The organism is Streptomyces sp. NPDC001843, from assembly GCF_042891955.1.
Lineage (GTDB): Bacteria > Actinomycetota > Actinomycetes > Streptomycetales > Streptomycetaceae > Streptomyces.
The window spans coordinates 173983-199346 of the sequence record NZ_JBIATQ010000001.1 but is presented as its reverse complement, the minus strand read 5'-3'; the positions used below and the strand labels follow the sequence as shown (position 1 = coordinate 199346).

The 25364-nt window shown below is 70.3% G+C and carries 23 protein-coding genes and 1 tRNA gene; 11 read left to right on the top strand and 13 right to left on the bottom strand.

What is annotated here, in order from left to right; translation table 11 throughout:
* Positions 1-47 precede the first annotated feature (47 nt).
* From ACFYZQ_RS00905 to ACFYZQ_RS00890, 4 genes are read right to left on the bottom strand one after another with little or no spacing between them, the layout of a single operon-like run.
* On the bottom strand, positions 48-1112 hold the full coding sequence (locus ACFYZQ_RS00905; RefSeq protein WP_389140220.1) for an NAD(P)H-dependent flavin oxidoreductase: 1065 nt from the start codon (positions 1110-1112) through the stop codon (positions 48-50).
* Positions 1112-1855 (bottom strand): CoA-transferase subunit beta, encoded by a 744-nt coding sequence (locus tag ACFYZQ_RS00900; RefSeq protein ID WP_389140218.1) that lies wholly within the window; start codon positions 1853-1855, stop codon positions 1112-1114. Before ACFYZQ_RS00900 ends, ACFYZQ_RS00905 begins: the two co-directional genes overlap by 1 nt.
* Positions 1852-2700: a CoA transferase subunit A gene (locus tag ACFYZQ_RS00895; RefSeq protein WP_389140215.1), complete on the bottom strand. Its 849-nt coding sequence runs from the start codon at positions 2698-2700 to the stop codon at positions 1852-1854. The genes ACFYZQ_RS00900 and ACFYZQ_RS00895 overlap by 4 nt, the downstream gene beginning before the upstream one ends.
* The gene (locus tag ACFYZQ_RS00890) at positions 2701-3444 is read right to left on the bottom strand and encodes an enoyl-CoA hydratase family protein (protein ID WP_389140212.1); all 744 of its coding nucleotides are present in this window, start codon (positions 3442-3444) and stop codon (positions 2701-2703) included. It lies immediately after the preceding gene.
* Between the two features lie 85 nt (positions 3445-3529).
* On the opposite strand from ACFYZQ_RS00890, the gene ACFYZQ_RS00885 reads away from it, so the two are divergent.
* Both ACFYZQ_RS00885 and ACFYZQ_RS00880 read left to right on the top strand, forming a co-directional pair.
* Entirely contained in the window at positions 3530-4276 is a 747-nt protein-coding gene (locus ACFYZQ_RS00885) for an SDR family oxidoreductase (RefSeq protein ID WP_389140209.1), read from the top strand.
* A gap of 1 nt (position 4277) precedes the next feature.
* Complete coding sequence (locus ACFYZQ_RS00880) at positions 4278-5183, top strand: SDR family oxidoreductase (RefSeq protein WP_389140206.1); 906 nt, start codon at positions 4278-4280, stop codon at positions 5181-5183.
* Between the two features lie 24 nt (positions 5184-5207).
* On the opposite strand, the gene ACFYZQ_RS00875 is transcribed toward ACFYZQ_RS00880, so the two are convergent.
* Positions 5208-5720 carry a MarR family winged helix-turn-helix transcriptional regulator gene (locus ACFYZQ_RS00875; protein WP_389140204.1) on the bottom strand — a complete coding sequence of 171 codons (513 nt, stop codon included), beginning with the start codon at positions 5718-5720 and terminating at the stop codon, positions 5208-5210.
* Positions 5721-5839: 119 nt separating this feature from the next.
* On the opposite strand from ACFYZQ_RS00875, the gene ACFYZQ_RS00870 reads away from it, so the two are divergent.
* Positions 5840-7279 carry an MFS transporter gene (locus ACFYZQ_RS00870; protein ID WP_389140201.1) on the top strand — a complete coding sequence of 480 codons (1440 nt, stop codon included), beginning with the start codon at positions 5840-5842 and terminating at the stop codon, positions 7277-7279.
* Positions 7280-7547: 268 nt separating this feature from the next.
* On the opposite strand, the gene ACFYZQ_RS00865 is transcribed toward ACFYZQ_RS00870, so the two are convergent.
* The gene (locus ACFYZQ_RS00865; RefSeq protein WP_389140198.1) at positions 7548-8429 is read right to left on the bottom strand and encodes a hypothetical protein; all 882 of its coding nucleotides are present in this window, start codon (positions 8427-8429) and stop codon (positions 7548-7550) included.
* 104 nt (positions 8430-8533) lie between these two features.
* On the opposite strand from ACFYZQ_RS00865, the gene ACFYZQ_RS00860 reads away from it, so the two are divergent.
* The 3 genes from ACFYZQ_RS00860 (at position 8534) to pepN (ending at position 12143) form a co-directional block, all read left to right on the top strand.
* Positions 8534-8884: a chorismate mutase gene (locus tag ACFYZQ_RS00860; RefSeq protein WP_389140194.1), complete on the top strand. Its 351-nt coding sequence runs from the start codon at positions 8534-8536 to the stop codon at positions 8882-8884.
* A gap of 114 nt (positions 8885-8998) precedes the next feature.
* Positions 8999-9544: a two-component system response regulator gene (locus ACFYZQ_RS00855; RefSeq protein WP_389140191.1), complete on the top strand. Its 546-nt coding sequence runs from the start codon at positions 8999-9001 to the stop codon at positions 9542-9544.
* Between the two features lie 97 nt (positions 9545-9641).
* Positions 9642-12143, top strand: a complete 2502-nt coding sequence (gene pepN / locus ACFYZQ_RS00850; protein WP_389140188.1) for an aminopeptidase N — start codon at positions 9642-9644, stop codon at positions 12141-12143.
* 168 nt (positions 12144-12311) lie between these two features.
* Here the strand turns inward: pepN and ACFYZQ_RS00845 are convergent, their stop codons facing one another.
* Entirely contained in the window at positions 12312-12860 is a 549-nt protein-coding gene (locus tag ACFYZQ_RS00845; RefSeq protein WP_389140185.1) for a GNAT family N-acetyltransferase, read from the bottom strand.
* 168 nt (positions 12861-13028) lie between these two features.
* Here ACFYZQ_RS00845 and ACFYZQ_RS00840 point away from each other — a divergent pair, with 168 nt between their 5' ends.
* Together ACFYZQ_RS00840 and ACFYZQ_RS00835 are read left to right on the top strand one after the other, a co-directional pair.
* The gene (locus ACFYZQ_RS00840) at positions 13029-14387 is read left to right on the top strand and encodes a pyridoxal phosphate-dependent decarboxylase family protein (RefSeq protein ID WP_389140182.1); all 1359 of its coding nucleotides are present in this window, start codon (positions 13029-13031) and stop codon (positions 14385-14387) included.
* A complete protein-coding gene (locus tag ACFYZQ_RS00835; RefSeq protein ID WP_389140179.1) occupies positions 14384-15805 on the top strand; it encodes a lysine N(6)-hydroxylase/L-ornithine N(5)-oxygenase family protein in 1422 nt (473 codons plus the stop codon). The genes ACFYZQ_RS00840 and ACFYZQ_RS00835 overlap by 4 nt, the downstream gene beginning before the upstream one ends.
* Before the next feature lie 109 nt (positions 15806-15914).
* Here the strand turns inward: ACFYZQ_RS00835 and ACFYZQ_RS00830 are convergent, their stop codons facing one another.
* Positions 15915-17720, bottom strand: a complete 1806-nt coding sequence (locus ACFYZQ_RS00830; RefSeq protein WP_389140176.1) for a bifunctional metallophosphatase/5'-nucleotidase — start codon at positions 17718-17720, stop codon at positions 15915-15917.
* A gap of 150 nt (positions 17721-17870) precedes the next feature.
* Here ACFYZQ_RS00830 and ACFYZQ_RS00825 point away from each other — a divergent pair, with 150 nt between their 5' ends.
* Both ACFYZQ_RS00825 and pyk read left to right on the top strand, forming a co-directional pair.
* Positions 17871-18560, top strand: a complete 690-nt coding sequence (locus ACFYZQ_RS00825) for an SIMPL domain-containing protein (protein ID WP_389140174.1) — start codon at positions 17871-17873, stop codon at positions 18558-18560.
* Positions 18561-18696: 136 nt separating this feature from the next.
* Complete coding sequence (gene pyk, locus ACFYZQ_RS00820; RefSeq protein ID WP_389140172.1) at positions 18697-20133, top strand: pyruvate kinase; 1437 nt, start codon at positions 18697-18699, stop codon at positions 20131-20133.
* 6 nt (positions 20134-20139) lie between these two features.
* Here pyk and ACFYZQ_RS00815 read toward each other — a convergent pair whose 3' ends face one another.
* Complete coding sequence (locus tag ACFYZQ_RS00815) at positions 20140-20919, bottom strand: helix-turn-helix domain-containing protein (protein WP_389140169.1); 780 nt, start codon at positions 20917-20919, stop codon at positions 20140-20142.
* A gap of 106 nt (positions 20920-21025) precedes the next feature.
* A tRNA-Leu gene (locus ACFYZQ_RS00810) sits at positions 21026-21098 on the bottom strand.
* Between the two features lie 103 nt (positions 21099-21201).
* Between ACFYZQ_RS00810 and ACFYZQ_RS00805 the strand changes: the two genes are divergently transcribed.
* Positions 21202-21858, top strand: coding sequence for an ANTAR domain-containing response regulator (locus ACFYZQ_RS00805; RefSeq protein WP_389140166.1), 657 nt, complete (start codon positions 21202-21204; stop codon positions 21856-21858).
* Between the two features lie 97 nt (positions 21859-21955).
* On the opposite strand, the gene ACFYZQ_RS00800 is transcribed toward ACFYZQ_RS00805, so the two are convergent.
* From ACFYZQ_RS00800 to ACFYZQ_RS00790, 3 genes are read right to left on the bottom strand one after another with little or no spacing between them, the layout of a single operon-like run.
* On the bottom strand, positions 21956-22672 hold the full coding sequence (locus ACFYZQ_RS00800) for an ABC transporter ATP-binding protein (RefSeq protein ID WP_389140164.1): 717 nt from the start codon (positions 22670-22672) through the stop codon (positions 21956-21958).
* Positions 22669-23580 carry an ABC transporter ATP-binding protein gene (locus tag ACFYZQ_RS00795; RefSeq protein WP_389140161.1) on the bottom strand — a complete coding sequence of 304 codons (912 nt, stop codon included), beginning with the start codon at positions 23578-23580 and terminating at the stop codon, positions 22669-22671. The genes ACFYZQ_RS00800 and ACFYZQ_RS00795 overlap by 4 nt, the downstream gene beginning before the upstream one ends.
* Positions 23581-23585: 5 nt before the next feature.
* On the bottom strand, positions 23586-25364 hold the full coding sequence (locus ACFYZQ_RS00790) for a branched-chain amino acid ABC transporter permease (protein WP_389140158.1): 1779 nt from the start codon (positions 25362-25364) through the stop codon (positions 23586-23588).

The following is a 25364-nucleotide window of genomic DNA, read 5'->3' as shown; positions in this document are numbered from 1 at the left end:
CCGGCGAGCTGCCCCCTTTCGCCCCCAGGGCTCCCTGACCGTCCGCGTCATCCGGGCATTGCAGCATCTATCCCCGCCAACCCGCCGATGATCTGCCCGGCTTGCGCCATCACCCCCTCCACCAGCTCCGCACACGACGGCAGATCCCCGATCAGCCCCGCCACCTGTCCCGCGGCCATCACCCCGAGGTCCGTACGCCCGTCCACCATCGCCGATCTGAGCATCATGGGCGTGTTCGCCGCCAGCAGCACCTGACTCCACGACAGCTCCTTGCCGTGCTTCAGGGCGATGCCGTCGCGCACCATTCGCCGCCAGGTCAGCCCGGACAGCCGCCGGAACCCGGCCGCGTGCCGGACGGCGTGCAGCAGCGCACGGGCACGGCCGGACCGTTCCAGGGCGTCCACCAGCTCCGTGCGCAGCATGCGGTGCGGCAGGCCGTCGACGGCCCGGGTGACCGTGACGTCCTTCACCGTCGCCGCCAGGTAGCGCGCCTTCACCGCGTCCGGCACCGTCGAGTCCGAGGTCAGCAGGAACCGCGTGCCCATCGCCACCCCCGCCGCCCCGTACGCCAGCGCGGCCACCAGGCCCCGCCCGTCGAAGAAGCCGCCCGCAGCCACGACCGGTATCCGCACCGCGTCCACCACCTGCGGCAGCAGCACGCTGGTCGCCACCTCGCCGGTGTGCCCGCCACCCTCGCCGCCCTGCACGATCACCGCGTCCGCGCCCCAGGCCGCGACCTTCTCCGCGTGCCGCCGTGCCCCGACGGACGGGATCACGACCACACCGGCCTCCTTCAGCTCGGTGATCAGCTCACGGGAGGGGGCCAGCGCGAAGGACGCCACCCGGACCCCCTCGTCGATGATCAGACGGACCCGCTCGCCGGCGTCGCCCGCGTCCGCCCGGAGGTTCACCCCGAACGGCGCCTGCGTGCGCGCGGCGACCTCGCGTACCGCCGCGCGCAACTGGTCGAGGGTCATCGTCGCCGAGGCCAGGATGCCCAGTGCGCCCGCGTTCGCCACCGCCGAGACCAGACGCGGGCCCGCCACCCAGCCCATCCCCGTCTGCACGACCGGGTGCCGGACCCCGACCAGCCGGGTGAGCGCGGTCTCCATCAGTCCCTCACCCCCTCCGGGACCTCCCGCGCCCGGGCGCCGTCCGGGTCGAGCACCTCGCGGATCAGGCGCAGCTCCTCGCCCGTCGGCTCGCGCGTGGCCGGCACCTCGTCAGGCACCTCCAGCGCGAAGCCCGTCGCTTCCACGACCTGCGCGACGCCCACACCCGGGTGCACGGAGGCCAGCCGCATCGAGTGGTCGGGCGTGGCGAAGTCGAACACGCCGAGATCGGAGACGACCCGCGGGATGCGGTGGTAGCGGGCCGTGCCGGGATGCCCGGCGGCACGGTCGTACCCCACCCCGCACACCAGGTCGACCCTCTCCACGAAGACCCGGCGTGAATGCCTGGGGACCCAGTAACTCGTCGGGTTGTTCAGTGTGTTGAGCGGCGCTCCGCGCACGCCGAGCAGTTGCCGCCGAGGTCTCGCCCAGTCCCCGATGCACGAGATGTTCTGGTTGCCGAAGCGGTCGATCTGGCTGGCCCCCATCATCACGTGCCGCCGTCCGCCGGCCACCAGGGTCAGGTGCTGCCGGTAGGGCAGCCAGCCCTCCGGGGTCCCGTCCGGCCGGACGAGCAGTGCCTCGCCGTCGGTCAGCAGCAGGTCCGGCGAGAAGGTGAGCCGGGCCAGCCGCGCCCCCAGTGACGGGATCAGGCCCATCGGGCTGGCCAGGATCTCCCCGGAGCCGCGCCAGGCGTCGGCGCAGGCGATCACGCAGTACTCGGCGCGGGTCGGCCCACTCATCGCCGCTCCTCCTGCCAGGCACGCACCGCCGACCGGTACGCCTCCTCGTCGCCGCCGAGGAACCGCTCGGCGAACTCCGGCCACGGCGTGGCCGCGTACGCCTTCTGGAAAGCCTCGTCCCGCCCGTACTCGGGGGCGCACGAGGTGAAGTGCGCGCCGCTGGGCGCCTCCACGACACCGGTCACCACATGCCGCTTGACCAGCAGGGACTGCGGCGCCGCCGCCTTCGTCAGCTCGGCCGTGTCCACGATCTGCTCGCAGCTGACGTAGGCCGTGTCCGCCGCCTCGCAGAAGAGGTCGTCGAAGTACGGGTCCGGGCCCAGATACTGCCCGTTGCCCAGCCGGTCGGCGCGGTTGACGTGGACCAGGGCCGCGTCCAGCCGGAGGGCGGGCATCGCCACGAACGTCTCCCCGTCCTCGTACGGCGACGTGACCGTCCGCAGGCCGGGGTTGACCCGCATCACGTCCGAACCGATCCCGGCCCGCACCGGCAGGAAGGGCATCCGGTTCGCGGCCGCGCGCAGCCCCCACATGAACATCCCCTCGTCGACCTCCGTCAGCTCGAAGTCCCCCCGCTCGCGCGCCGCCCGGTAGTGCGGTTCGAGCGGGACCGAGTCCAGCGTGACGAAGGCGGCGACCAGCTTGCGGATCCGTCCGGCGGCGGCCAGCATCCCGACGTCCGGGCCGCCGTACGAGACGACGGTGAGGTCACCGATCCCGGACCGCAGCAGGGCCCTGACCAGGGTCATCGGTTTGCGCCGGGACCCCCAGCCGCCGATGCCGAGGGTCATGCCGCTCTCCAGCCGCGAGACGACCTCGTCGGCGGTCATCGTCTTGTCCCTCACCTACGCCTCCCCCTTCCCGAACGTGTCGCGGACCCGGTCGGCCACCCCGCTCAGGGCCGCCTCGAAGGTGAAGCCCTGTTCGAAACGGTAGCTGCGGCGCACGTCGACGGGGTCGATCCCGTTGATGGCGGCCTTGGCCAGACGCAGCAGCCGCCCGTCCTTGGCGGCGATCTCCCGCGCCAGCTCCAGCGCGGCCGAGCGCAGTTCCTCGCGCGGTACGACCCGCCACACCGAGCCGTGGGCGTGCAACTCGGCCGCGCTCGCCGTGCGCGAGGTGTAGTACAGCGTCCGCATCAGATGCGGCGGGACCAGGCGGGCCAGATGGGTGGCCGCGCCCAGCGCGCCCCGGTCCAGCTCGGGCAGCCCGAAGACGGCGTCCTCGCTCGCCACGATCGCGTCCGCATTGCCCACCAGGCCTATCCCACCGCCCAGACAGAAACCGTGCACCGCCGCCACCACCGGGGTCTCGCACTCGTACACCGCCGCGAAGGCCTCCGCGCAGCCCCGGTTGGCGCCGAGCAGGGCGCCGTTCCCGTCCGCCTGTATCTCCTTGATGTCCACACCCGCGTTGAAGCCCCGGCCCTGCGCGGTCAGCACCACGCACCGGGTCCCGGGGTCGCGTCCCGCCGCGCGCACCGCTTCCGCCAGCGCGAACCAGCCGCGCACCGGCAGCGCGTTCACCGGCGGGGCGTCGACCGTGACGACCGCGATTCCCTTTTCCGGGGACGAGGTGGAGACACTCATGGGTACATCAGCTACCTTTCCACCAAACATTTGTTAGGTGTGAGGCTTCGAAGCTAGCAGTCGGCTCCGACAAGCGGGAGGCCCTGTGGATAACTCGCTGCGCGGCCGGACTGTCGTCGTCACGGGCGGCACACGGGGCGTCGGGGCCGGGATCGCCCGGGCCTTCGCCGTGGCCGGTGCCCAGGTGCTGGCCTGTGCCCGCCGACCGCCCGAACAACCCCTCGACGGGGTCGAATTCACCCCGCTCGACCTGCGCGACCCGCCCGCCGTACGCGCCTTCTTCGACGCCCTGCCCCGCGTCGACGTGCTCGTCAACAACGCGGGCGGCACCCCCTACCGACGGCTCGCCGACGCGGACGCCGAGCGGCACGCCCGAGTGATCGAGCTGAACCTCGTCACCCCGCTGACCGCCTCCCTCGCCGCGTACGAACACCTGAAGAGGAACCGGGGAGCGGTGGTGATGATCGGCAGCGTCAGCGGCAGCCGTCCTTCACCGGGCTCCGCCGCCTATGGCGCGGCCAAGGCGGGACTGGAGAACCTGGCCAGGTCGATGGCGGTGGAATGGGCGCCGGAGGTCCGGGTCAACACTCTGGTCGTGGGCATGGTCCGCACCGAGCTGGCCCACCTGCACTACGGCGGCCAGGACGGTGTCGACGCCGTCTCCCGCACCGTCCCGCTCGGACGCCTCGCCGCCCCGTCCGACGTCGGCGCCGCCGCCGTCTTCCTCGCCTCCGACGCGGCCCGCTACATCAGCGGGGCGAGCCTCCTCGTGCACGGGGGCGGAGAGCGGCCGGCCTTCCTGGACGCGGCAACCGCCAACAAGGAGGACTGAGATGAGCGGAATCTGCACGGGCCGGGTCGTCGTCGTCACCGGCGCCGGGCGCGGGCTCGGCCGGGCCCACGCGCTCGCCTTCGCCGCCGAGGGAGCCCGGGTCGTCGTCAACGACCTCGGTGTCGGCCTCGACGGCCTGCCGGGCCCGGACAGCCCCGCCGGGGCCGTCGTGGACGAGATCCGGGCGGCGGGCGGCGAGGCGGTGGCCCACGGCGGCGACATCGCGACCACCGAGGGGGCCGCCTCGCTGATCCGGACCGCGGTGCGGACGTACGGCCGCCTCGACACCCTCGTCAACAACGCGGGGTTCCTGCGTGACCGCATGCTGGTCAACCTCGACGAGGACGACTGGGACGCCGTCCTCCGCGTCCATCTCAAGGGGCACTTCCTGCCGCTGAAGCACGCCGCCGCGCACTGGCGGGCCGAGGCCAAGGCGGGGCGGACGCGGGCCGCCCGGATCGTCAACACCAGCAGCGGCGCCGGACTGCTGGGCTCGGTCGGGCAGGGGAACTACAGCGCCGCCAAGGCGGGGATCGTGGGTCTCACCCTGGTCGCGGCGGCCGAGCTGCGCAGGTACGGGGTGCAGGTCAACGCCATCGCCCCGGCGGCCCGTACGCGCATGACGGAGCGCACCTTCGCCGAGACCATGGCAGCCCCGGACACCGGCTTCGACGCCATGGCTCCGGGGAACGTCTCCCCGCTGGTGGTTTGGCTGGGCTCGGCCGCGAGCACCGGCGTGACCGGCCGGGTCTTCGAGGCGGAGGGCGGCCGGATCACCGTCATGGAGGGCTGGCGGCCGGGCCCGACCGCCGACAAGGGCGCGCGGTGGACGCCGGCCGAGGCGGGGGAGGCGGCGCTGAAGCTGCTGGCGGAGGCGGAGGTTCCGGGGGCGGTGTACGGGGCGTAGCGACCCACCGGGGCGTGGCGCGGTTCAGCCGGTCAGCCGGGCGGCGGCCGCTTGCTGCCGCTCGCTCATGACCCCCAGGAAACGGGTCACCGTCTCCAGTTCCTCCGTGCTGAACGCCTCGCACGCCTCGACGATGTCACGGGCCCAGTCCTCGAAGAACACGGCCAGTTCGGCGAGTTTCTCCTGGTTGAGCTCGACGAGCACCCGGCGTTTGTCCGTGGGGTGTCTGACCCTGCGGACGAAGCCCTTGTTCTCCAGGCGGTCCAGCAGTCCGGTGACGGAGGCGGGGGCCAGGCCGGTCAGCGCCGCGAGGTCCTTCGCGGTGAGCGGGCCCTTGCGCTGCAGGTAGTCGAGGGTCTTCTCCTCGGTGGCGTTCAATCCCTGCTTCGCGGCGACCGCCGAATGGAACATGACCGTGACGGCGCTGTGCGCGCGCCCCACGTCCATGAGCCGCCGCAGCGTCTCGGCCCGCGCGTCCGCCTCGGCCCGCGCGTCCGCCCCGGGCCACCCGCCCGCCGTGTCCTCTGTGCCGGTCATGCGTCCAGGCTACCAACAATTTCGTTCGGTCGAACTAAGTACTTGCGGAGGTGCTTTCACGCGTGCCAGTCTTTCGTTAGGTCGAACGAAATAAATCCGGGACCCAACGGGAGACACCCATGTCCGCAACCCTCGCCCCATCCCCGCCCGCCGTGGCGGAGCCCCACCCCCGCCGCTGGGCCGCCGCCGTCGTGATGATGGTCGCGGCGCTGATGGACCTGATGGACGTGACCATAGTGAACGTCGCGATCCCGTCCATCGGCCACGACCTGCACGCCTCCCCGAGCGACCTGCAGTGGCTGGTCTCCGCCTACCTCCTCGGATTCGCCGCCGCCCTGATCGTGTGCGGCCACCTCGGGGACCGCTTCGGACGCCGGGCCCTCTTCCTCGCCGGCACGGCGGGCTTCGGACTGGCGAGCCTGGCCTGCGGGGCGGCGCAGTCACCCGGCCAGCTGATCGCCGCCCGGGCGGTGCAGGGCGTGATGGCGGCGGTGCTGGTGCCGCAGGTGATCGGTTCCTTCCGCACCCTGTTCCACGGCAAGGAACGCGGGGCCGCATTCGGGATGTACGGTGCCGTCGCCGGATTCGCCTCGGCGGTCGGGCTGCTGCTCGGCGGACTGCTCACCGACGCCGACCTGTTCGGCTGGGGCTGGCGGTCGGTGTTCCTGGTGAACGTGCCGGTGGCGCTCGCCACCTTCGTCGCCGGACTGCTGCTGGTGCCGGCCACCCGGGAACGGTCGGCGGGACGCCCGGACATACTGGGCAGCCTCCTCCTCGCCGCCGGCCTGGTGGCGATCGTGCTGCCGCTGGTGCAGGGCCGGGAGAACGGCTGGCCGCTGTGGGGCTGGGCCTGCCTCACCGCCGGCACGGCCACCGTCGCCGGGCTCGGGGTGTACGAGGCGCGGCGCCGCCGGGCCCAGACCGTGCCGCTGCTGCCCGCACGGGTCTTCCGGCTCCCCGCCTTCTCCGTCGGCGTCCTCGTCCAGCTGCTGTTCTCGCTCGGCATGCAGGGCTTCTTCCTCGTCTTCGCCATCTGGCTGCAGGGCGGCGAGGGCTACACGCCGATGCAGGCCGGCGTGGTGACCGTGGCCTTCTCCGTCGGCAGCTTCCTGACCGCGCCCGCCGCGGACGTGCTCGCCGTGAAGTACGGGCGGAGCGTGCTCGGGGCCGGCGCGCTGCTCATGGCGGGCGGCTTCGGCTGGGTGTGGGCCGCGGTCGACCGCGCCGCCGCCGTGCACACCGGGGCCTGGCCGCTGGCGACGGGACTGGTCGTCGCAGGGGCCGGCCTCGGCTTCCTCGTGGTGCCGCTGGTGAACGTGGTGCTGTCCGCGGTGCCCGGCGAACTCGCCGGCGGGGCCTCCGGGATTTTCTCCACGGCCCAGCAGTTCGGCGGCGCGCTCGGCGCCGCGGTGGTCGGAACGGTGTTCTTCGACCACGCCGACCGCGGACTGACCGATGCCCTCGAAACCGCGATGCCCTGGGTGACCGGAGGGTTCCTCGTGTGCGCCGCCCTGTGCGCCGCACTGCCCCGGCGGGCCGTGACCGACCACGAGGGATGACACCGGCGCCGTACGGCGCGACCGCGGGGGGGGGGGGGGGGGGGGGGCGGGGCGCGCCCCCCCCCCCCCCCCCCCCCCCCCCCCCCCCCCCCCCCCCCCCCCCACCCCCCCCCCCCCCCCCCCCCCCCCCCCCCCCCCCCCCCCCCCCCCCCCCCCCCCTACGTCGCCCCGGGGGGGGGGGCCCCCCCCCCCGGGGCCCCCCCCCCCCCCCGCCCGCCCCCGGGGGGGGGGGGGCCCCCCCACCCCCCCCCCCCCCCCCCCGCCGTTCCTACGTGTCGCACTCCAGCACCGTCCGGCACAACGAGCACCGCGCCCGCACCCGCCCCCGAACCGGCACCCGGATCCGCTGGTGGCACGTCGGGCAGGGGAAGGACACACGCAGCCGGCCGCCGCCGTCGGGGGAGAACGCGTACGGGAGGCCGGGCTCGGCGCCTGGGCCGTGGCGGCGGTCCCGGGCGTAGCGCCGCCGCCCCGCCCAGCCGGCCGCGGTCAGCGGCGGCTGCTGCTCGTCCCGGCGAGCCCGAGCCATGCCCTTCACATACGCCGTGTACGCCTGCGGACTGGTGAACCACACCGAGGGATCCTCGTGAAAGACCAGGGCCCGCTTGGCCAGCACATAACCGAACTCCTCCGGAGTGAGGTAGCCAAGCTTCTGCGACGAGGCGGCGTCCTCCCGGTAGGCGTCCAGCAGCAGCCAGCCCGCCCCCAGATACGTCGCGGCCGTGTCCGTGAGGATCTCGTTCTCCGCCGTACTCGGGAAGGACAGGTCCAGACGGTGCAGATAGACGTGCGTCACCTCATGGGCGAGCGCCGCGCCGATGTCCCTCCGATGGGTGCGGAAACGGTCGTTCAGCTCCACGAAGTACTCCGGCCCCGCCGCGAGTTCGACGTTCGCCGCATGCGTCATCTCGCGAAAGCCCACGATCAGACGGGCATCCGGCAACCGGAAGTGACGCACCAGCTCACGGGCCACGCGCTGCGCCCCCAGATACAGGTCGTCGGTGTCGCAGAAGGCCACGTCGGCCGGGGCCACCGAGGTGGCGAAGGTCTGGACGGTGTCGCACGACAGACGCCTGTACAGCGCGGTGACGGCGGCCCGCACCGTCTCCAGATGTGGGAAGCCGTGCTCGACCGGTCCGCCGTTCGCCACGTCCGTACCCCCAAAGACGTTCGGGCCTCCCCTCCACTCTATGCGGGGACCCGCGGCACAGCGCCCGCCGACGAAGACACCCCCGCCCTTTAGGGTTGACATCCATGACCACCAGCAACACCGGTACCGGTGCCGTCGACCCGTCCGTCCGCGAGGAGCTCGAACGACTGCGGGACAGCATCGACAACATCGACGCGGCCGTCGTCCACATGCTCGCCGAGCGGTTCAAGGCCACCCAGCAAGTGGGCCGGCTCAAGGCCGTCCACCAACTGCCGCCGGCCGACCCGGACCGCGAGGCCAGGCAGATCGCCCGCCTGCGCAGCCTCGCCGAGAACGCGAAACTCGACCCGGCGTTCGCTGAGAAGTTCCTCAATTTCATCATCGCCGAGGTCATCAGGCACCACGAACGCATCGCCGAGGACACCGTCAACCACCAGGCATCCCACGCCGGCTGACCGCCGACCGCAGGCCCCGGCGGACCGCCGGCACGCACGCATCGTCAACCAGCGGGCACCCGCTGTCAGTGCCCGGACGTAAGCTGGATGTCCACGCGGGAGGGACGTCGGGCCATGCTGTCGGATGCCAAGATCCTCATCGTCGACGACCACAAGGACACGCTGTACGCCCTGGAGAGCGCACTGGCCCCACTGGGCTACCGGCTCGGCCGCGCCACCAGCGGTGACGAGGCGCTCAAGCAGGTGCTGCGCGGCCAGGTCGGCCTCCTGCTGCTCGACGTGCGCATGCCCGGCGTCAGCGGCCTGGACGTCGTCCGCTACCTGCGCCGCCTCGAACAGACCCAGCACATACCCGTCATCCTGCTCACCGGCTTCGGCCCCGACCAGGAACTCACCGCCACCGCCTTCGCCCTCGGCGTCGCCGACCTCGTCCTCAAACCCGTCGACCCCTGGGCCCTGCGCACCAAGGTCCGCTACCTCTACGACACCCACCAACGCCGGCTCGCACTGGAACAGGAGATCCGCGAACTACGCGCCCTCGTCAAAGGCCCCACCCAGGCCCAGGACCACACCCCGCCCTCCTCCCTGCCCCACCCCGACACCCACGGCGCGCCCCGGCGCGACGCGCACCGCACCGGCGCAGCACACGAACGACCCTGACCCGGCGCACACCCCAACGCCCCGGAGCGGACCGGACATACGCCGCGTACCGATCCGCCCCTGTGCCGTCCCGGTGACATCAGGCAGCATGTCGTGCATGTCCGTACTGACGCGCGACGAAGCGCAGACACGTGCCCAGATCCTCGACGTCCACCGCTACACCATCGACCTCGACCTGACCACAGGGGACGAGGCCTTCGACTCGCACACCGCCATCCGGTTCACCGTGCGGTCGGACAGCGCCACCGTGGACACCTTCGTCGAGATCAAGCCCGCCGAGCTGCGCTCCGTCACCCTCGACGGACAGCCCCTCGACCCGGAAACCCTGGACCAGGACCGGATCCCGCTGAAGGACCTCACGCCCGGCGAACACGAACTCCGCGTCGACGCACGGATGCGCTACTCCCGCACCGGCGAGGGCATGCACCGCTTCACCGACCCCACCGACGGCGAGACCTACGTCTACTCCCAGGTCTTCATGGACGACGTACAGCGCGTCTTCGCCGCCTTCGACCAGCCCGACCTCAAGGCCGTCTTCGAGCTGAGCGTGAAGGCCCCCCAGGGCTGGACCGTGCTCGCCAACGGCATCACCGAACACCTGGACGACGGCCGCTGGCAGGCCGCCCCCACCCCTCCGCTGTCCACCTACCTCGTCGCCGTCGCCGCCGGCCCCTTCCACTCCGTACGCACCGAACACCGCGGCCTGCCCTTCGGCATCCACTGCCGCCGCTCCCTCGCCCCCCACCTCGACGCCGACGCCGACGAGATCCTCGACATCACGCGCGCGTGCTTCGACCGCTACCACGAGAAGTTCGACGAGCCCTACCCCTTCGACTCCTACGACCAGGCGTTCGTCCCCGAATTCAACGCCGGCGCCATGGAGAACCCCGGCCTCGTCACCTTCGCCGACAAGTTCGTCTACCGCTCCGCCGTCACCGACACCGAACGGCAGACCCGCGCCATGGTCATCGCCCACGAGATGGCCCACATGTGGTTCGGCGACCTCGTCACCCTCAAATGGTGGGACGACATCTGGCTCAACGAGTCCTTCGCCGAGTTCATGGGCTACCAGACCACCCTCGAGGCCACCCGCTTCACCGAACCCTGGGTCGAGTTCGGCGTCGTCCGCAAATCCTGGGGCTACGACGCCGACCAACGCCCCTCCACCCACCCCGTCGCCCCCGAAGCCGTCGACGACACCGCCGCCGCCCTCCTCAACTTCGACGGCATCTCCTACGCCAAGGGCGCCTCCGCCCTGCGCCAACTCGTCGCCTGGCTCGGCGAAAAGGACTTCCTGGCCGGCATCAACACCCACTTCGCCCGCCACAAGTTCGCCAACGCCACCCTCGCCGACTTCATCGACTCCCTCGCCGCCACCACCGAACGCGACGTCCACGCCTGGGCCGACGCCTGGCTGCGCACCACCGGCGTCGACACACTCACCCCACGCCTCACCACCGCCGACGGCACCTGCACCCTCACCGTGGAACACGACGGCAGCCGCCCCCACCGGATCACCGCCGGCCTCTACGACCAGGACCTCGGCGACGACGGCCGGCTCACCCTGCGCGAACGCATCGACATCGACGTCCCGCACACCACCCCGCAGCCCCTCGGCAAACACCCCGCACTGCTCGTCCTCAACGACGGCGACCTGACCTACGCCAAGATCCGCTTCGACCCCGACACCTTCCAGGCCGTACGGGACCACCTGTCCGGCCTGCCCGACCCGCTCACCCGGGCCGTGGTGTGGAACGCCCTCAGGGACACGGTGCGCGACGGCGAACTCCCGCCCACCGCCTACCTGGACACCGCCCGCGCCCACCTCCCGCACGAGACCGACCTCGCCCTCGTCCAGGGCGTACTGGACTTCGCCCACACCCAGATCGCCGACCGCTACCTGGCACCCGAGGAACGGCCCGCCGCCCTCACCACCCTCACCTCGCTGTGCCGCGACCTCATCCGCCGCACCGAGGACGGCGACCACCCCGACCTGCGCCTGATCGCCGTACGCCACTTCATCGACGTCGCCGCCCACCCCGACACCATCGCCGCCTGGCTCGCCGACGGCACCGTGCCCGGCGGACCGGAACTCGACCCCGAACTGCGCTGGCGCATCCTGGGCCGGCTCGCCGTCCTCGGCGCCACCGACGACGCCGCCATCGCCGCCGAACTCGAACGCGACCCGAGCGCCAGCGGCCAGGAAGGCGCCGCCCGCTGCCGGGCCGCCCTGCCCGACCCCGACACCAAGCGCCGCGCCTGGGAGCAGATGTTCACCGACGACAACCTCTCCAACTACCTCTTCGCGGCCACCGCCCAGGGCTTCTGGCAGCCCGAACAAGCCGACCTCGTACGCGAGTACGTGCCCCGCTACTACCAGGACGCCGTCGCCGTCGCCGCCCGCCGCGGACCCGCCATCGCCGTCGCCGCCGGCCGCGTCGCCTTCCCCGCCCACGCCGTCGACGCCGAGAACCTCAGCCTCGGCGAGGCCTGCCTGCGCGACGCCGCCCCCGTCACCGCCCTGCGCCGCAAACTCGCCGACGAACTCGACGACCTGGCCCGGGCACTGCGCGTACGCCAGGCACACAACCAGCCCTGACACCGGCGACGCGCGCCACGCTCCCTCGCCGCCGACGACGCCATGGACCGGTCGTCGCTCCAGGCCCACCACAGCCCCGAGCACGACCGGCCAGGCGGTGCGGCTTCACCCCCAGGGAGACCGCCGCCCCGCTCCTGAAGTCCTCCGCGGGCGCTCCGGCCGGACGCGTCAGCCCCGGCCGACACGCAACTCGGCCCGCCGCACACTCCGTTCCCGCGGACCCGCACGCCGGTTGCCCACCTGAGGGCCCAACGCCGACTCCTCCTCCAGCACGAAACCGAGCCGCTCGAGGAAACACTCGCCCGGCCGCCAGCCGGGCGGCACCGTCGCCCGCACCCGGGTGACACCCTCCGCACGCTCCAGCAGCGAACCGGCCACCGCCCGGCCCAGCCCCCGGCCACGCGCCCACGGCGCCAGCAGGAACATCCCCACCGACACGGCACCGGGCTCCGGATGGTCCCGCACCGCGTCCACGAGACCCGTCACCGCCCCGTCCCGCTCCACCACCAGGAGCACCTTGTCCTCAGGCCGGGCCCCCTCCGGCAGCCCATAGAACAGACTTTGCACATCACCCGGCGCCGACGGCAGCCCGGTCGCCGCCACGAACCAGTCCTCACACGCATCGAACAAGGCCAGCAGCGGCCCCTCGTCCGCCGGCACCGGCTCCCGGACCACCACCCGCTCGCCGGGCACGTCCACCATCCACGTATCAGTCATCCGACGAAAACTACCCACCCTCCGGCACTCGCCCAACACGGTCTCCCCGTACGCGAGTACCCACTTTCGGGTTGAGATCGTCGGGCTTCCCGGGCGTGCCGCCCCCTCCACGTACAAGCTGGAACCACAGCCGCGGACGCACCCTCGCCCGCGCCCGGAGGAGAGCCCATGAGCATGCCGCCCCTCGCCTCAGGACCCGACGGCCCCGCAGCCCTGCGGCCGCTGCTCGACACCGTCCTCGACGCCCTGCGCGAAGGCAACCTCGCACGCGGCGGCCCCCTGCCCGAAGGCGGCCCGGAAGCCGTCACCGCCCGTATCGCCGACACCGTGGGCGACATCCTGCCCCACAACGGCGACCCCGACGCCCTGCACACCCTCGTCCACGCCCTCGCCGAAGGCTCCGCCGACCCCGCGGACCCCCTGTGCACCGCCCACCTGCATTGCCCACCCCTCGCCGTCGCCACCGCCGCCGACCTCGCCGCCAGCACCCTCAACCCCTCCCTCGACTCCTGGGACCAGGCCCCGGCCGCCTCCGCCCTCGAAGCCCTCGTCACCCGCACCCTCGCCCAAGAGATCGGCCTCGCCGACGCCCTCGTCACCACCGGCGGCACCGAAGCCAACCAACTCGCCCTGCTCCTCGCCCGCGAAGCACACGGCGGCAGCACCCGACTCGTCTGCGCGGCGAGCGCCCACCACTCCCTGCCCCGCGCCGCCTGGCTGCTCGGCCTCCCCGACCCGGTCATCATCCCCGCACCGGCCGGCACCCTCGACCCCGCCGCCCTCGACGAAGCCCTCACCCGCCTGCCCCGCCCCCTCACCGTCGCCGCCACCGCCGGCACCACCGACGCCGGCCTCATCGACCCACTCCCCGAGATCGCCGGCCTGTGCGCCGCCCACGGCGCCCGCCTGCACATCGACGCCGCCTACGGCGGCAGCCTCATCTTCAGCGAACGTCACCGGGAAAAACTCGCCGGACTCGAAGCCGCCCACACCGTCACCCTCGACCTGCACAAACTCGGCTGGCAACCCATCGCCGCCGGACTCCTCGCCGTCGCCCGCCCCCGCGACCTCACCGCCCTCCACCAACGCGCCGACTACCTCAACGCCGACGACGACACCGAAGCCGGCCACCCCGACCTGCTCGGCCGCTCCCTGCGTACCACCCGCCGCCCCGACATCCTCAAGATCGCCGCCACCCTCAAAACCCTCGGCCGCACCGGCCTCGGCGCCCTCGTCGACCAGGTCTGCGCCCACGCCCGGCAGTTCGCCGCCCTCGTCCAGGACCACCCCGGCTTCGAGCTCTACGACCGGCCGGCCATCAGCACCGTCCTGTTCCGGCCCGAAGACGCCACCGACGACACCGTCGCCGACGTACGCCGCACCCTCCTGCACGACGGCCGGGCCGTCCTCGGCCGGGCCCGCATGGACGGCCGCCTCTGGCTCAAGGCCACCCTCCTCAACCCCCACACCCGCCCCGACGACCTCACCCGCCTCCTGAAACTCGTGGAAGGAACCACCCCCCGATGAGCCCGACGCCCAACCCCCCACGCGACGAGCCCGAACCACCACGCGACCTCGTCGGCATCGGCATCGGCCCGTTCAACCTCTCCCTCGCCGCCCTCGCCCACCCACTCGCCGAACTCGACACCGTCTTCTACGAACAGCGCCCCGGCTTCGACTGGCACCCCGGCCTGCTCATCGACGACGCCCGCGTCCAGGTCCCCTTCCTCGCCGACCTCGTCACCCTCGCCGACCCCACCAGCCCCTGGACCTTCCTCAACTACCTCCGGGCCCGCGACCGGCTCTTCCCCTTCTACTTCGCCGAACGCTTCCACATCCAACGCGCCGAATACGACGCCTACTGCCGCTGGGCATCCCAGAACATCCCCGGACTACGCTTCTCCCACCAGGTCGACGCCGTCCGCTGGAACCCCGAACGCGACGCCTTCGAAGTCGACTTCACCCAACTCGACACCGACGGAAACACCCACACCCTCGGCCGCACCTACACCAGGAACATCGCCCTCGGCCTCGGCACCGAACCCCACATCCCACAACCACTCACGCCCCTCGTCGAAGCCCCCGGCGTCCCCGTCATCCACGCCGCCGACTACCTCGACCACCGCGAGCGCCTCCTCGCCGCCGGCCACGTCACCGTCGTCGGCTCCGGACAGTCCGGCGCCGAAGTCTTCCTCGACCTCCTCCGCCACCGCCCGCACGGCCGCGAACAACTCCACTGGCTCGGCCGCACCGAAGCCTTCGCACCCATGGAGTACTCCAAGCTCGGCCTGGAACACTTCACCCCCGACTACACCCGCTACTTCCAAGCCCTCGACGAACCCGTCCGCGACCAACTCGTCGCCTCCCAGTGGCAGCTCCACAAAGGCATCGACGCCGACACCACCGCCGCCATCCACGACGAGCTTTACCGGCGCAGCCTCCACGGCGGCTGGCCCGACGCCGTCCTCACCCCCGGCGTCCACGTCCGCACCGCCGGACGCATCGCCACCACCAAGATCGAACTCCACCTCGAACACACCAGGCAAGGCACCCGCTCCCGCCTCACCACCAACGCCGTCGTCCTCGCCACCGGCTACCGCGAACGCCCCCTCGACCGCCTCCTCGCCGGCCTCGACCCCTACCTGCGCCGCGACAACCGCGAACGCCCCCGTGTCGACGAACACTTCCGCATGATCCTCGACCCCTGCGTCACCGGCGCCGTCTACGTACAGAGCGCCGGACTCCACACCCACGGCGTCGGCGCCCCCGACCTCGGCCTCGCCGCCTGGCGCAGCGCCACCATCCTCAACGCACTCACCGGAAAGGACCCCTACCCCCTGCCCACCCGCACCGCCTTCACCACCTTCGGCCTCGACCGGCAACCACACCTACCCGACACCCGCCGACCCGTCCGGACCCTCATCCCCCTCATCGACAGCCGGTGACCCCCACCCGGCCGCCGACGAACCACACCCGGCCGTCGACGGACCACACCACGCCGACGGCGCCGACGCGAAAACCGCCACCGACGCCGCCGACGCCACACCCCACCCGCTAGAACACGGGCGTGCCGTTCCGCGTGAGCCTCCAGTCCACCGACGCGAAGTCCTTCGGGTCCAGCACACCCTTCGCGGTCACCCACTCCGCGATCCGGGTCCGGATCTCCGTCGACTCCGACCACAACTCCTTCGCCGACGCGACGTACGGGAACGCACCACCACCGTTGGCCCGGTAGTTGTTCACCGCCAGCACGAACTGCTGTGCGTCATCCAGCGCGGCACCGTCGTAGGTCAGGTTCCTGATCCGCGAACCCGCCGCCTGGGCGACGTCGATCTCGTACCGCAGCCCCGACACATAGTCGTAGTTGTAGTCCGGGCGGCCGTTCGCATTGGTCAGTTTCTCCACGTCCACCACCGCGTCCGCAGCCGTCTGCACGAAGTACTCCGCCGAGTACTCCAGGTACGCCCGGATCTGCGCCCCCGTCATCAGTTTCGCGACCAGCGTGTTGTCGTACACGTACAGACTCGACAGATCCCGGATCGTCACATCGCCCGCCGGGATCTCCGAGGTGCGCGAGAACGGCGAGGCCTGCGCGATCACCGGCAGCGAGGCGTACTCGGTGCCCGCCAGGGCCGCCTTCACCACGTCCTCCTGGACCTTCGTGATCAGGTCGATGATCGCGGCGTCCTTGTACCGGGCCTCGACCGTCGTCAGGGTCTCGGTCGCGGTGCCGACGACCTGGTTGACGTACTTCACGACCTTCGCGTGCTCGTCCGTCAGCAGCTTGGTGATCTTGGGGTCGTCGGCGACCGAGTTGGCGTTCAGCAGCGAGGCCACGACCGACTCCACCTCCCACCGGCCCTTGCCGAACACCAGCTCGATGTCGAAAAGGGTGAGGCGTTCGGCGTAGCACAGTGGCTCGGAGAGGACGACGGTCTTGCCGGTGGTCTCATTGGTGACCTTCAGCTCCGGAATCTCCACATGCGCATGCCCGACCAGGATCGCGTCGATCCCCGGCACCTGCCGGGCGACGTTCGCGGCCGCGTTCTCCACATACGGCACCTGATCACCGTACGAGGAGGTGCCCGAGGACCCGCTGTGCGCCGACACCACCACCACGTCCGCACCCATCGACCGCAACTTGGGCACCCACTTCGCGGCCTGCTCCTCCAACCCCGGGAAGGTCAGCTTCCCCTGCACATACGCCTTGTCCCAGATCGCGATACCCGGATTGGTGAGACCCAGGACAGCCACCTTGACCGGCGGGGCACCCGGCACATGGAACTTCTTGATGAAGTACGGAGGGAAAGCCGGCTTCAGCGTCTTCGCGTCCAGCGCGTTCGCACCGAGCAGCGGAAAGTGCAACTGCTGCTCGAACTTCCGCAGCGTCTCGATGCCGTAGTTGAACTCGTGGTTGCCCAGCGCCGCAGCGTCATACCCGATCGCGTTCATCGCCTGCGCCATCGGATGCACCGGGCCGCCCTTGGCGGTGATCGGGTCCACCTTCGCGTAGTAGTACGTCAGCGGGGTGCCCTGGATCGTGTCTCCCGCGTCCAGCAGCAACGTGTTGCAGCGGCCCTTCTGCTCACGCACCTGGTTCACCAGGGTCGAGACACGCGCCAGCCCCATCGCGTTGCCCGCCTTGTCGGAGTACTCCGCGTCCTTGAAGTAGTCCCAGTTGAAGACGTGCCCGTGCAAGTCGGTCGTGCCCATCACGGTCAGCGAATACCGCTTGGGATGCTTCGCGGGCTTCCTCACCTCGGCCGCCTCGGCCGCCGGAGCCGCCGCCGCACCGGCGACCGCCACTCCCGCCCCCGTGGCGGCCGACTTCTTCAGGAACTTCCGGCGGTTCAACGGCATGTCTCGTTCTCCTCGGGAAATGGTCAACAACGCGCGTAGATTCTGACGGGTGCATGGCTTACCGCAACAGATCCAACAGGTTGCGATCTGATGACCTCACTGGGTCAACTCCCGGCGCCCACAAGGGAAACGCGTGACAGAGTAGGACGTATGACCACCCCACGCGGCACCCAGGACGCCCCCCTCCTCATCGTCCGCGGCGAAGCCGAACTGGAAGTCGAACCCGAAATCGCCCGCATCAGCGTCACCGTCAGCGCCCGCGGCCGTGACCGCCGCACCACCCTCGACGACCTCACCCGCCGCAACGCCACCACACTCGACCTGATCAAGGCCTACCCGGACGCCGTGGAACACCTCTCCACAGGCGCCTTCTCCATCACCCCCGAACTCACCGAACACGGCCGAGGCGAACGCGTCAGGGCTTACCACGGCCGCGTCCACCTCACCGCCGAACTCACCGACTTCACCCTCCTCGGAGAGCTCACCACCCGCCTCGCCGACATGGAACTCACCCGCGTCGACGGACCCTGGTGGCTGCTCCGCCCCGACTCACCCGTACACCGCCAAGCCCGCCGACAAGCCGTACAAGACGCCGTCCAGCGCGCCCACGAATACGCGCACGCCCTCGACACCACCATCGCCGCCCTCATCGAACTCGCCGACACCGGCACCGAACGCACCAGATCCACCCGAATGCCCTTCGAACGCGGAGTCCGCCGCGCCTCCATGGCCAACACCGACCAGGCCCCCGAACCACTCGACCTCGAACCCCAGAAACTCCGCGTCACCGCCGAGGTCAGCGCCCAATTCACGATGGCGCCACCCACGCTCCGCAACTGACCGATTCCCATATGAAATGCTCATCAGAGCGCCCGCCCGCACAATTCAACACTTGTCAACGAACCTTCATCCAGAGGTTGTTGAGAAGTCACGGCCCACGAATTCTCTACCGGCCGGTAAGGCCTACGCTCGAACCATGCGCCGAGCAAAAATCGTCTGCACCCTGGGACCCGCCACCGACTCATACGACCAGATCAAGGCACTGGTCGAAGCCGGAATGGACGTCGCCCGATTCAACCTCAGCCACGGCGAACACGCCGACCACGAGGAGCGCTACCAGCACGTGCGAAAGGCCTCCGACGAGACCGGCCGCAGCGTCGGGATCCTCGCCGACCTTCAAGGCCCGAAGATCCGACTCGGCCGCTTCACCGAAGGCCCCGTACTCCTTGAACGCGGCGACACCTTCACCATCACCGTCGAACCCGACACCCAAGGCGACCGCCACCAGTGCGGAACCACCCACTCCGGCCTCGCCCAAGACGTCACCCCCGGCGAACGCATCCTCGTCGACGACGGCAAAGTCTGCCTCGAAGTCACAGCCGTCGACGGCCCCCGCGTCCGCACGACGGTCGTCGAAGGCGGCATCATCTCCGACCACAAAGGCCTCAACCTCCCCGGCGTCGCCGTCTCCGTCCCCGCACTCTCCGAAAAAGACGAAGCCGACCTGCGCTGGGCGCTGCGCATCGGCTTCGACCTTATCGCCCTCTCCTTCGTACGCAGCGGCAAGGACATCGACGACGTCCACCGCATCATGGACGAGGAGGACCGCCACCTCCCCGTGATCGCCAAGGTGGAAAAACCGCAGGCCGTCGACGCCATCGAGGACATCGTCGCCGCCTTCGACGGCATCATGGTCGCCCGCGGCGACCTCGGCGTCGAGATGCCCCTCGAACAGGTGCCCATCGTCCAGAAACGCGCGATCAAACTGGCCAAGCGCAACGCCAAGCCGGTCATCGTCGCCACCCAGATGCTGGACTCCATGATCGACAACTCCCGCCCCACCCGCGCGGAGGCCTCCGACGTCGCCAACGCCGTCCTCGACGGCACCGACGCCGTGATGCTCTCCGGCGAGACCAGCGTCGGAAAACACCCCGTAGAGACCGTCCGGACCATGGCCAAGATCGTCGAAGCGGCCGAGGAAGACATGCTGGCCAAGGGCCTGCCACCGCTGACCGAGAACAACAAACCCCGCACCCACGGCGGCGCCGTCGCCCGCGCGGCAGCCGAGATCGGCGACTTCCTCGGCGCCAAGTTCCTGGTCGCCTTCACCCAGTCCGGCGACACCGCCCGCCGCCTCTCCCGCTACCGCTCACCCATCCCCCTCCTCGCCCTCACCCCCGAACCGGCCACCCGCTCCCAGCTCAACGTCACCTGGGGCGCCGAGACCTTCCTCGTCCCGGACGTCGGCTCCACCGACGCGATGGTCGACCAGGTGGACGAACTGCTCCTCAACTCCGGTCGCTGCCGGAAGGGCGACCTCGTGGTCATCACAGCCGGCTCCCCGCCCGGCGTCTCCGGCTCCACGAACATGGTCCGGGTGCACCATGTCGGGGAGGACGACAGCCCGAAGTAGGGCCGGTCAGTGCTTGGGGCCCACGTGGGCGTCCATGAGGGCTACGGAGGCTTTTCGGGCGACGGAGATGTTGTACGGGTTTCCGTTGCGGGTGCGGTGCGTCCACTCGATGCCGAGTTTGTCGAGCCTGTCGGTGTACAGGCGACGAATGTCGTCGGAGACGTTGGTGAAGAAGTAGCGGGGGTATTCGTAGCGCTTGCGCTCACCGCCGACCAGTCGGGTGGTCCAGTTGGTGATACGGCAACCGTCGGAGTGGATGAGGCCGCGGATGAACTCCCAGGGGTGGGCGTCGACGATGTCCTGCTGCCAGGGTTCGAGGGCGATACGGCGTTCGTGTTTCTTGCCTGGGCCGTGCTGGGGGAACATGCAAGTCCAGTGCTTGATGTACGACTTCACCTCTACGCACCCGGGTTTGTAGCGTCGGCGCACGCTGGGGAGCGGCATCACCTTGCGCATCGCGTCCTCGGCGGCCGCGATCAACCCGGTCTGCATTGCGTTGCAGTACACCGACAAATGATGCTGCTTGGGCTTCGAGATGATGTGACCATCGCCGAGGTAAAGACCCAGCAAGTAGGCGTACGCGGGCCTGTTAGATTGGCGGCTCATACAACGAGGACAGTCCGTTGGCTGCTCGTATGTCTCGCCGCGATTTCTCCTGTCCTCGCTGCGCCACCAGCCGATGGTGCCGCGGGGAATGTTGAGCTGCTCGGCAACGATGCGGTTGGGCACACCTTGACGCATCAGAGTTACCGCTTGCGCACGAATCGAAGGGCTGTGCTGTTCCATTGGGCCACTGTGTAGCGGTGATCGCGGCGACACGCAGCAAAAAGCGGATGTTCACGAGAACGTGCCCATCCGCTCAGCAGAGTCAACCTTGAATTCGAAGGAAAAGTGCCCCGGGTGGGATTCGAACCCACGCTGTCGGTGGTTTGAGCACCGTGTCTCTCCCGCTGGACTACCGGGGCTTCCTGTAAAACGAAGGTTAGCGGTCACCCGCCGTGCTCTACCTTACCGCAGCTAGGTACGCTCTTGTCAGCAGTACCCCCGCCCCTGAACGAGGAGCCCTGCGTGACCGCCCCCGAGTCGCCCCAGCCCGTAGACGTGCCCGATGACGACAAGTCGCACGTGCCTCCGCTGACGACCCGTGTCGTCATCGCCGAGGACGAGGCCCTGATCCGGCTCGACCTGAAGGAGATGCTGGAGGAGGAGGGGTACTCCGTCGTAGGCGAGGCCGGTGACGGTGAGCAGGCCGTGGAGCTGGCCCGCGAGCACAGGCCCGACCTGGTCATCCTGGACGTGAAGATGCCCAAGCTGGACGGAATCTCCGCGGCGGAGAAGATCGCGGAGGAGTCCATCGCCCCGGTGCTGATGCTCACCGCCTTCTCCCAGCGGGACCTGGTCGAGCGGGCCCGGGACGCCGGTGCGATGGCGTATCTCGTGAAGCCGTTCAGCAAGAGTGATGTCGTTCCGGCGATCGAGATGGCCGTCTCGCGGTTCACGGAGCTGAAGGAGCTGGAGAAGGAGGTCGCCGACCTCACGCAGCGCCTGGAGACCCGCAAGCTGGTCGACCGGGCGAAGTCGATCCTCCAGACGGAGTACGGGCTGACGGAGCCGGCGGCGTTCCGTTGGATCCAGAAGACGTCGATGGACCGCCGGATGTCGATGCAGCAGGTCGCGGAGGCGGTCATCGCGGACAGCGACGAGAAGAAGGCGTCCAAGGGCTGACCGGCCGTCCAGGACATGCGGCGAGGCCCGCGCCCCGGAGAATCGGGCGCGGGCCTCGTCGTATATACGGACGTGCGGGCTGGGTGCCTCGGTCGGGTCAGTCCTCGCCGAGGTAGGCCTTGCGGACGGATTCGTCGTGCAGGAGGTCCTGCCCGTTGCCCGAGAGGACGATGCTGCCGACTTCCATGACATGGCCCTGGTCGGCGAGCGACAACGCGGCCTGGGCGTTCTGTTCGACGAGCAGGATCGTGGTGCCCTGGGACTTCAGCTCGGCGATGGTGGCCATGATCTTCTGCATCATGATGGGGGACAGGCCCATCGAGGGTTCGTCCAGCATCAGCAGCTTCGGCTGGGACATCAGGGCCCGGCCCATGGCGAGCATCTGCTGTTCACCGCCCGAGAGGGTGCCTGCTGCCTGCTTGCGCCGCTCGCCCAGGATGGGGAAGAGGTCGTAGGCGCGCTGGATGTCCTTCTCGATGCCTTCCTTGTCCTTGCGGAGGAAGGCGCCGAGCTGGAGGTTCTCGGCAATGGTCAGCCGCGGGAAGATGTGCCGGCCTTCGGGGGAGTGGGCGAGTCCGAGTGCCACGATCTTGTGTGCGGGGACGCCGGTGAGTGGCTTGCCCTCGAAGACGATTCTGCCGGAGGTGGGCTTCAGCAGGCCCGACAGTGTGCGCAGGGTCGTGGTCTTGCCGGCGCCGTTGGTGCCGATGAGGGTGACGACCTGGCCGGCTTCGACGCTGAACGAGATGCCCTTGACGGCTTCGATCTTGCCGTAGGAGACCCTGAGGTCCTCGACCTCGAGCAGAGCGGTCACTGGGCTTCTCCCTTGGTGATGCTGGTGGTGCTCTCCGCGTCGGCGTCGGTGTCGGCCTGGGCGTCGGCCGGTGCTGTCCCGGCGGCGGCTTCGGCGGCCTCGACCTCGGCTGCTTCGGCTTCGCCCGGGTCGCCTTCGAAGGGTTCGCCGAGGTAGGCCGCGACGACGCGTTCGTCGGCCTGGACGACGTCGGAGGTGCCCTCGACGAGCTTCTCGCCCTGGACGAGGACGGCGACGCGGTCGCTGAGGTTGAAGACGAAGCGCATGTCGTGCTCGATGAGGAGGACGGCGATGCCCTTGTCCCGGATGGCGAAGACCAGGTTTTCGGTGGCCCGGGTCTCCTGCGGGTTCATACCGGCCGTCGGTTCGTCGAGCAGCAGCAGGCCTGGCTCGGAGGCGAGTGCCCGGGCGATCTCCAGCTTGCGCTGCTCGCCGTACGGCAGGTTGCGCGCGAGGTGGTCGCGCTTGGCGGCGAGGCCGACGAACTCCAGGAGTTCCATGGCGCGTGCCTCGGACTCCTTCTCGGCCTTTTTGAAGCCGGGCCCGCGCAGCAGCGCCGACCAGAGGCCTTCCTTGGTCCGCGTGTGACGTCCCACGAGGACGTTCTCGAGGACGGTCATGTTGGCGAAGAGCCGGATGTTCTGGAAGGTGCGTGCGATGCCGGCCTGGGTGACGAGGTGTGGCTTGGGTGGGAGGACGGTGCCTTTGTAGGACACGGTGCCCTCGGTGGGCACGTACAGGCCGGTGAGGCAGTTGAAGAAGGTGGTCTTGCCGGCGCCGTTGGGGCCGATGAGGCCGACGATCTCGCCGCTGTTGACGGTGAAGTCGACGGAGCGGACGGCGGTGAGGCCGCCGAAGCGCATCGTGACGTCACGGGCTTCGAGTACAGGTGTGGACGTGGTGGTCATCGTTCTTACGCCCCTGCCTTGGTGGCGGCCGGTTCGTCGGTCAGCGTCGTCTGTTCTGGTACGTCGAGTTGGCCGGTCTCGTGGAATTCGAGCTGGCGGCGGCGGTTGGCGATGATGCCCTCCGGGCGGAAGCGCATCAGCAGGATGAGTGCGAGGCCGAAGGCGAACAGTTCGTAGTTCTGGAGGAACTGGAGCTTTTCGGGGACCAGGTAGAGGACGCTGGCGCCGAGCAGGGGGCCGCTGACGGTGCCCATGCCGCCGAGGACGACGGCGGCGAGGAGGAAGGCGGAGTTGGGTGGTGCGGCGCCGGCGAACTGGTAGGGCTGGGGGTTGACGCTGTAGTTGACGTGAGCCATGACGGTGCCGGCGAGGCCGGCGAGGGAGGCGCCGAGGGCGAAGGCGACGAGCTTGACGCGGAAGCCGTTGATGCCCATGGCGGTGGCGGCGGTCTCGTCCTCGCGGATGGCGATCCAGGAGCGGCCGATGCGGGAGTCGGCGGCGCGGGTGAAGACGAGGACGACGATGGCGGTGACGATGAGCATCAGGAACAGGTAGTTGGCGAACCGGCCGAGGGTGAAGCCGGCGATGTCGTGTGGTTCGCCGAGTTTGAACCCGAAGATGGTGAGGTCGGGGATCTGGGTGATGCCGTTGGGGCCTCGGGTGATGTTGGGTCCGGAGTCGCCGTCGAGGTTGTTGACGGTGATGCGGAAGATCTCACCGAAGCCGAGCGTCACGATGGCGAGGTAGTCGCCGCGCAGTCGCAGGGTCGGGGCGCCGATGAGGACGCCGAAGACCAGTGAGGCGGCCATGCCGGTGAGGGCGGCGGCCCAGAAGGGGAAGTGGACGCCGGAGAACCGGGAGTACTCGGAGCCGGAGACCAGGGCGGCGGCGTAGGCGCCGACGCCGAGGAAGGCGACGTATCCGAGGTCGAGCAGGCCGGTGAGGCCGACGACGATGTTCAGGCCGAGGGCGACGGTGGCGAAGATGAGGATGTTGACGCCGACGTTGGCGTTGTGGTCGTCGCTCTGGGTGAAGGGGAAGATCACGGCGGCGACGAACGCGAGGGCGGCGGCGAAGGACTTGTGCTTGGCCGCGAGTGTGGAGAAGCGGTCCAGGAGCCCGGAGTGCATGAGGCCCCAGGCGGCGAAGACGAAGAGGAGAAGGTAGCCGATGAAGGTTTCGCTGGCGTCGTTGTCGATGCCGATGCCGTAGGTGAAGGCGATCAGCGCGAGGGCGATGCCGGCGGTGATGAAACCGCGTTCGGCGAGCGGGCTGAGCGGTGCCGGGCGGGGTTGGTCGGGCTTGGTGAGGTAGCCGCGGAAGCCGGTGCCGGGGGCGGGGTGGGGGAGTGCGAGCGCGCCGATCACCGGGAGTGCGGAGGCGGCCATCGCGACGTAGGCGCCGGGGTCGAGGTTGACCAGGCCGCCGAGGTCGACGGCGATGGCGATGCCGGTGAACCAGCAGACGGCGAAGGCCGACAGGGCCGTCAGCAGGACGGGGCTGGTGGTGTTCCCGGGGTTGAGCCAGCGCAGTCCGCGGACGTTCCACAGTGTCAGGCCGTGGAGCAGGGTGAGGGCGCCGCCGACGAGGGCGAGGATCTGGAGTCCCGCGGGGTAGCCGTAGACGGTGAGGTCGCCGGGGAAGTTCGGCGTCCAGGTCCAGCTCATGAAGGTGCTGGCGATGGTGCCGAGCGCGCCGATGGCGATGAGCAGGCGTGCGGCGGACGCGGGGAGCGGGACGGGTCCGTGTTCGGTTGCCGCTCGGGCGGTGGTGGTGTCGGTCAT

Bases quoted from the DNA above. Each gene is read 5' to 3' on its own strand.
- ACFYZQ_RS00905 (WP_389140220.1), bottom strand. From the start codon at position 1,112: ATGGAGACCGCGCTCACCCGGCTGGTCGGGGTCCGGCACCCGGTCGTG.
- ACFYZQ_RS00900 (WP_389140218.1), bottom strand. From the start codon at position 1,855: ATGAGTGGGCCGACCCGCGCCGAGTACTGCGTGATCGCCTGCGCCGAC.
- ACFYZQ_RS00890 (WP_389140212.1), bottom strand. From the start codon at position 3,444: ATGAGTGTCTCCACCTCGTCCCCGGAAAAGGGAATCGCGGTCGTCACG.
- ACFYZQ_RS00880 (WP_389140206.1), top strand. From the start codon at position 4,278: ATGAGCGGAATCTGCACGGGCCGGGTCGTCGTCGTCACCGGCGCCGGG.
- ACFYZQ_RS00875 (WP_389140204.1), bottom strand. From the start codon at position 5,720: ATGACCGGCACAGAGGACACGGCGGGCGGGTGGCCCGGGGCGGACGCG.
- ACFYZQ_RS00870 (WP_389140201.1), top strand. From the start codon at position 5,840: ATGTCCGCAACCCTCGCCCCATCCCCGCCCGCCGTGGCGGAGCCCCAC.
- ACFYZQ_RS00860 (WP_389140194.1), top strand. From the start codon at position 8,534: ATGACCACCAGCAACACCGGTACCGGTGCCGTCGACCCGTCCGTCCGC.
- ACFYZQ_RS00855 (WP_389140191.1), top strand. From the start codon at position 8,999: ATGCTGTCGGATGCCAAGATCCTCATCGTCGACGACCACAAGGACACG.
- pepN (WP_389140188.1), top strand. From the start codon at position 9,642: ATGTCCGTACTGACGCGCGACGAAGCGCAGACACGTGCCCAGATCCTC.
- ACFYZQ_RS00845 (WP_389140185.1), bottom strand. From the start codon at position 12,860: ATGACTGATACGTGGATGGTGGACGTGCCCGGCGAGCGGGTGGTGGTC.
- ACFYZQ_RS00840 (WP_389140182.1), top strand. From the start codon at position 13,029: ATGAGCATGCCGCCCCTCGCCTCAGGACCCGACGGCCCCGCAGCCCTG.
- ACFYZQ_RS00835 (WP_389140179.1), top strand. From the start codon at position 14,384: ATGAGCCCGACGCCCAACCCCCCACGCGACGAGCCCGAACCACCACGC.
- ACFYZQ_RS00830 (WP_389140176.1), bottom strand. From the start codon at position 17,720: ATGCCGTTGAACCGCCGGAAGTTCCTGAAGAAGTCGGCCGCCACGGGG.
- ACFYZQ_RS00825 (WP_389140174.1), top strand. From the start codon at position 17,871: ATGACCACCCCACGCGGCACCCAGGACGCCCCCCTCCTCATCGTCCGC.
- pyk (WP_389140172.1), top strand. From the start codon at position 18,697: ATGCGCCGAGCAAAAATCGTCTGCACCCTGGGACCCGCCACCGACTCA.
- ACFYZQ_RS00815 (WP_389140169.1), bottom strand. From the start codon at position 20,919: ATGGAACAGCACAGCCCTTCGATTCGTGCGCAAGCGGTAACTCTGATG.
- ACFYZQ_RS00795 (WP_389140161.1), bottom strand. From the start codon at position 23,580: ATGACCACCACGTCCACACCTGTACTCGAAGCCCGTGACGTCACGATG.
- ACFYZQ_RS00790 (WP_389140158.1), bottom strand. From the start codon at position 25,364: ATGACCGACACCACCACCGCCCGAGCGGCAACCGAACACGGACCCGTC.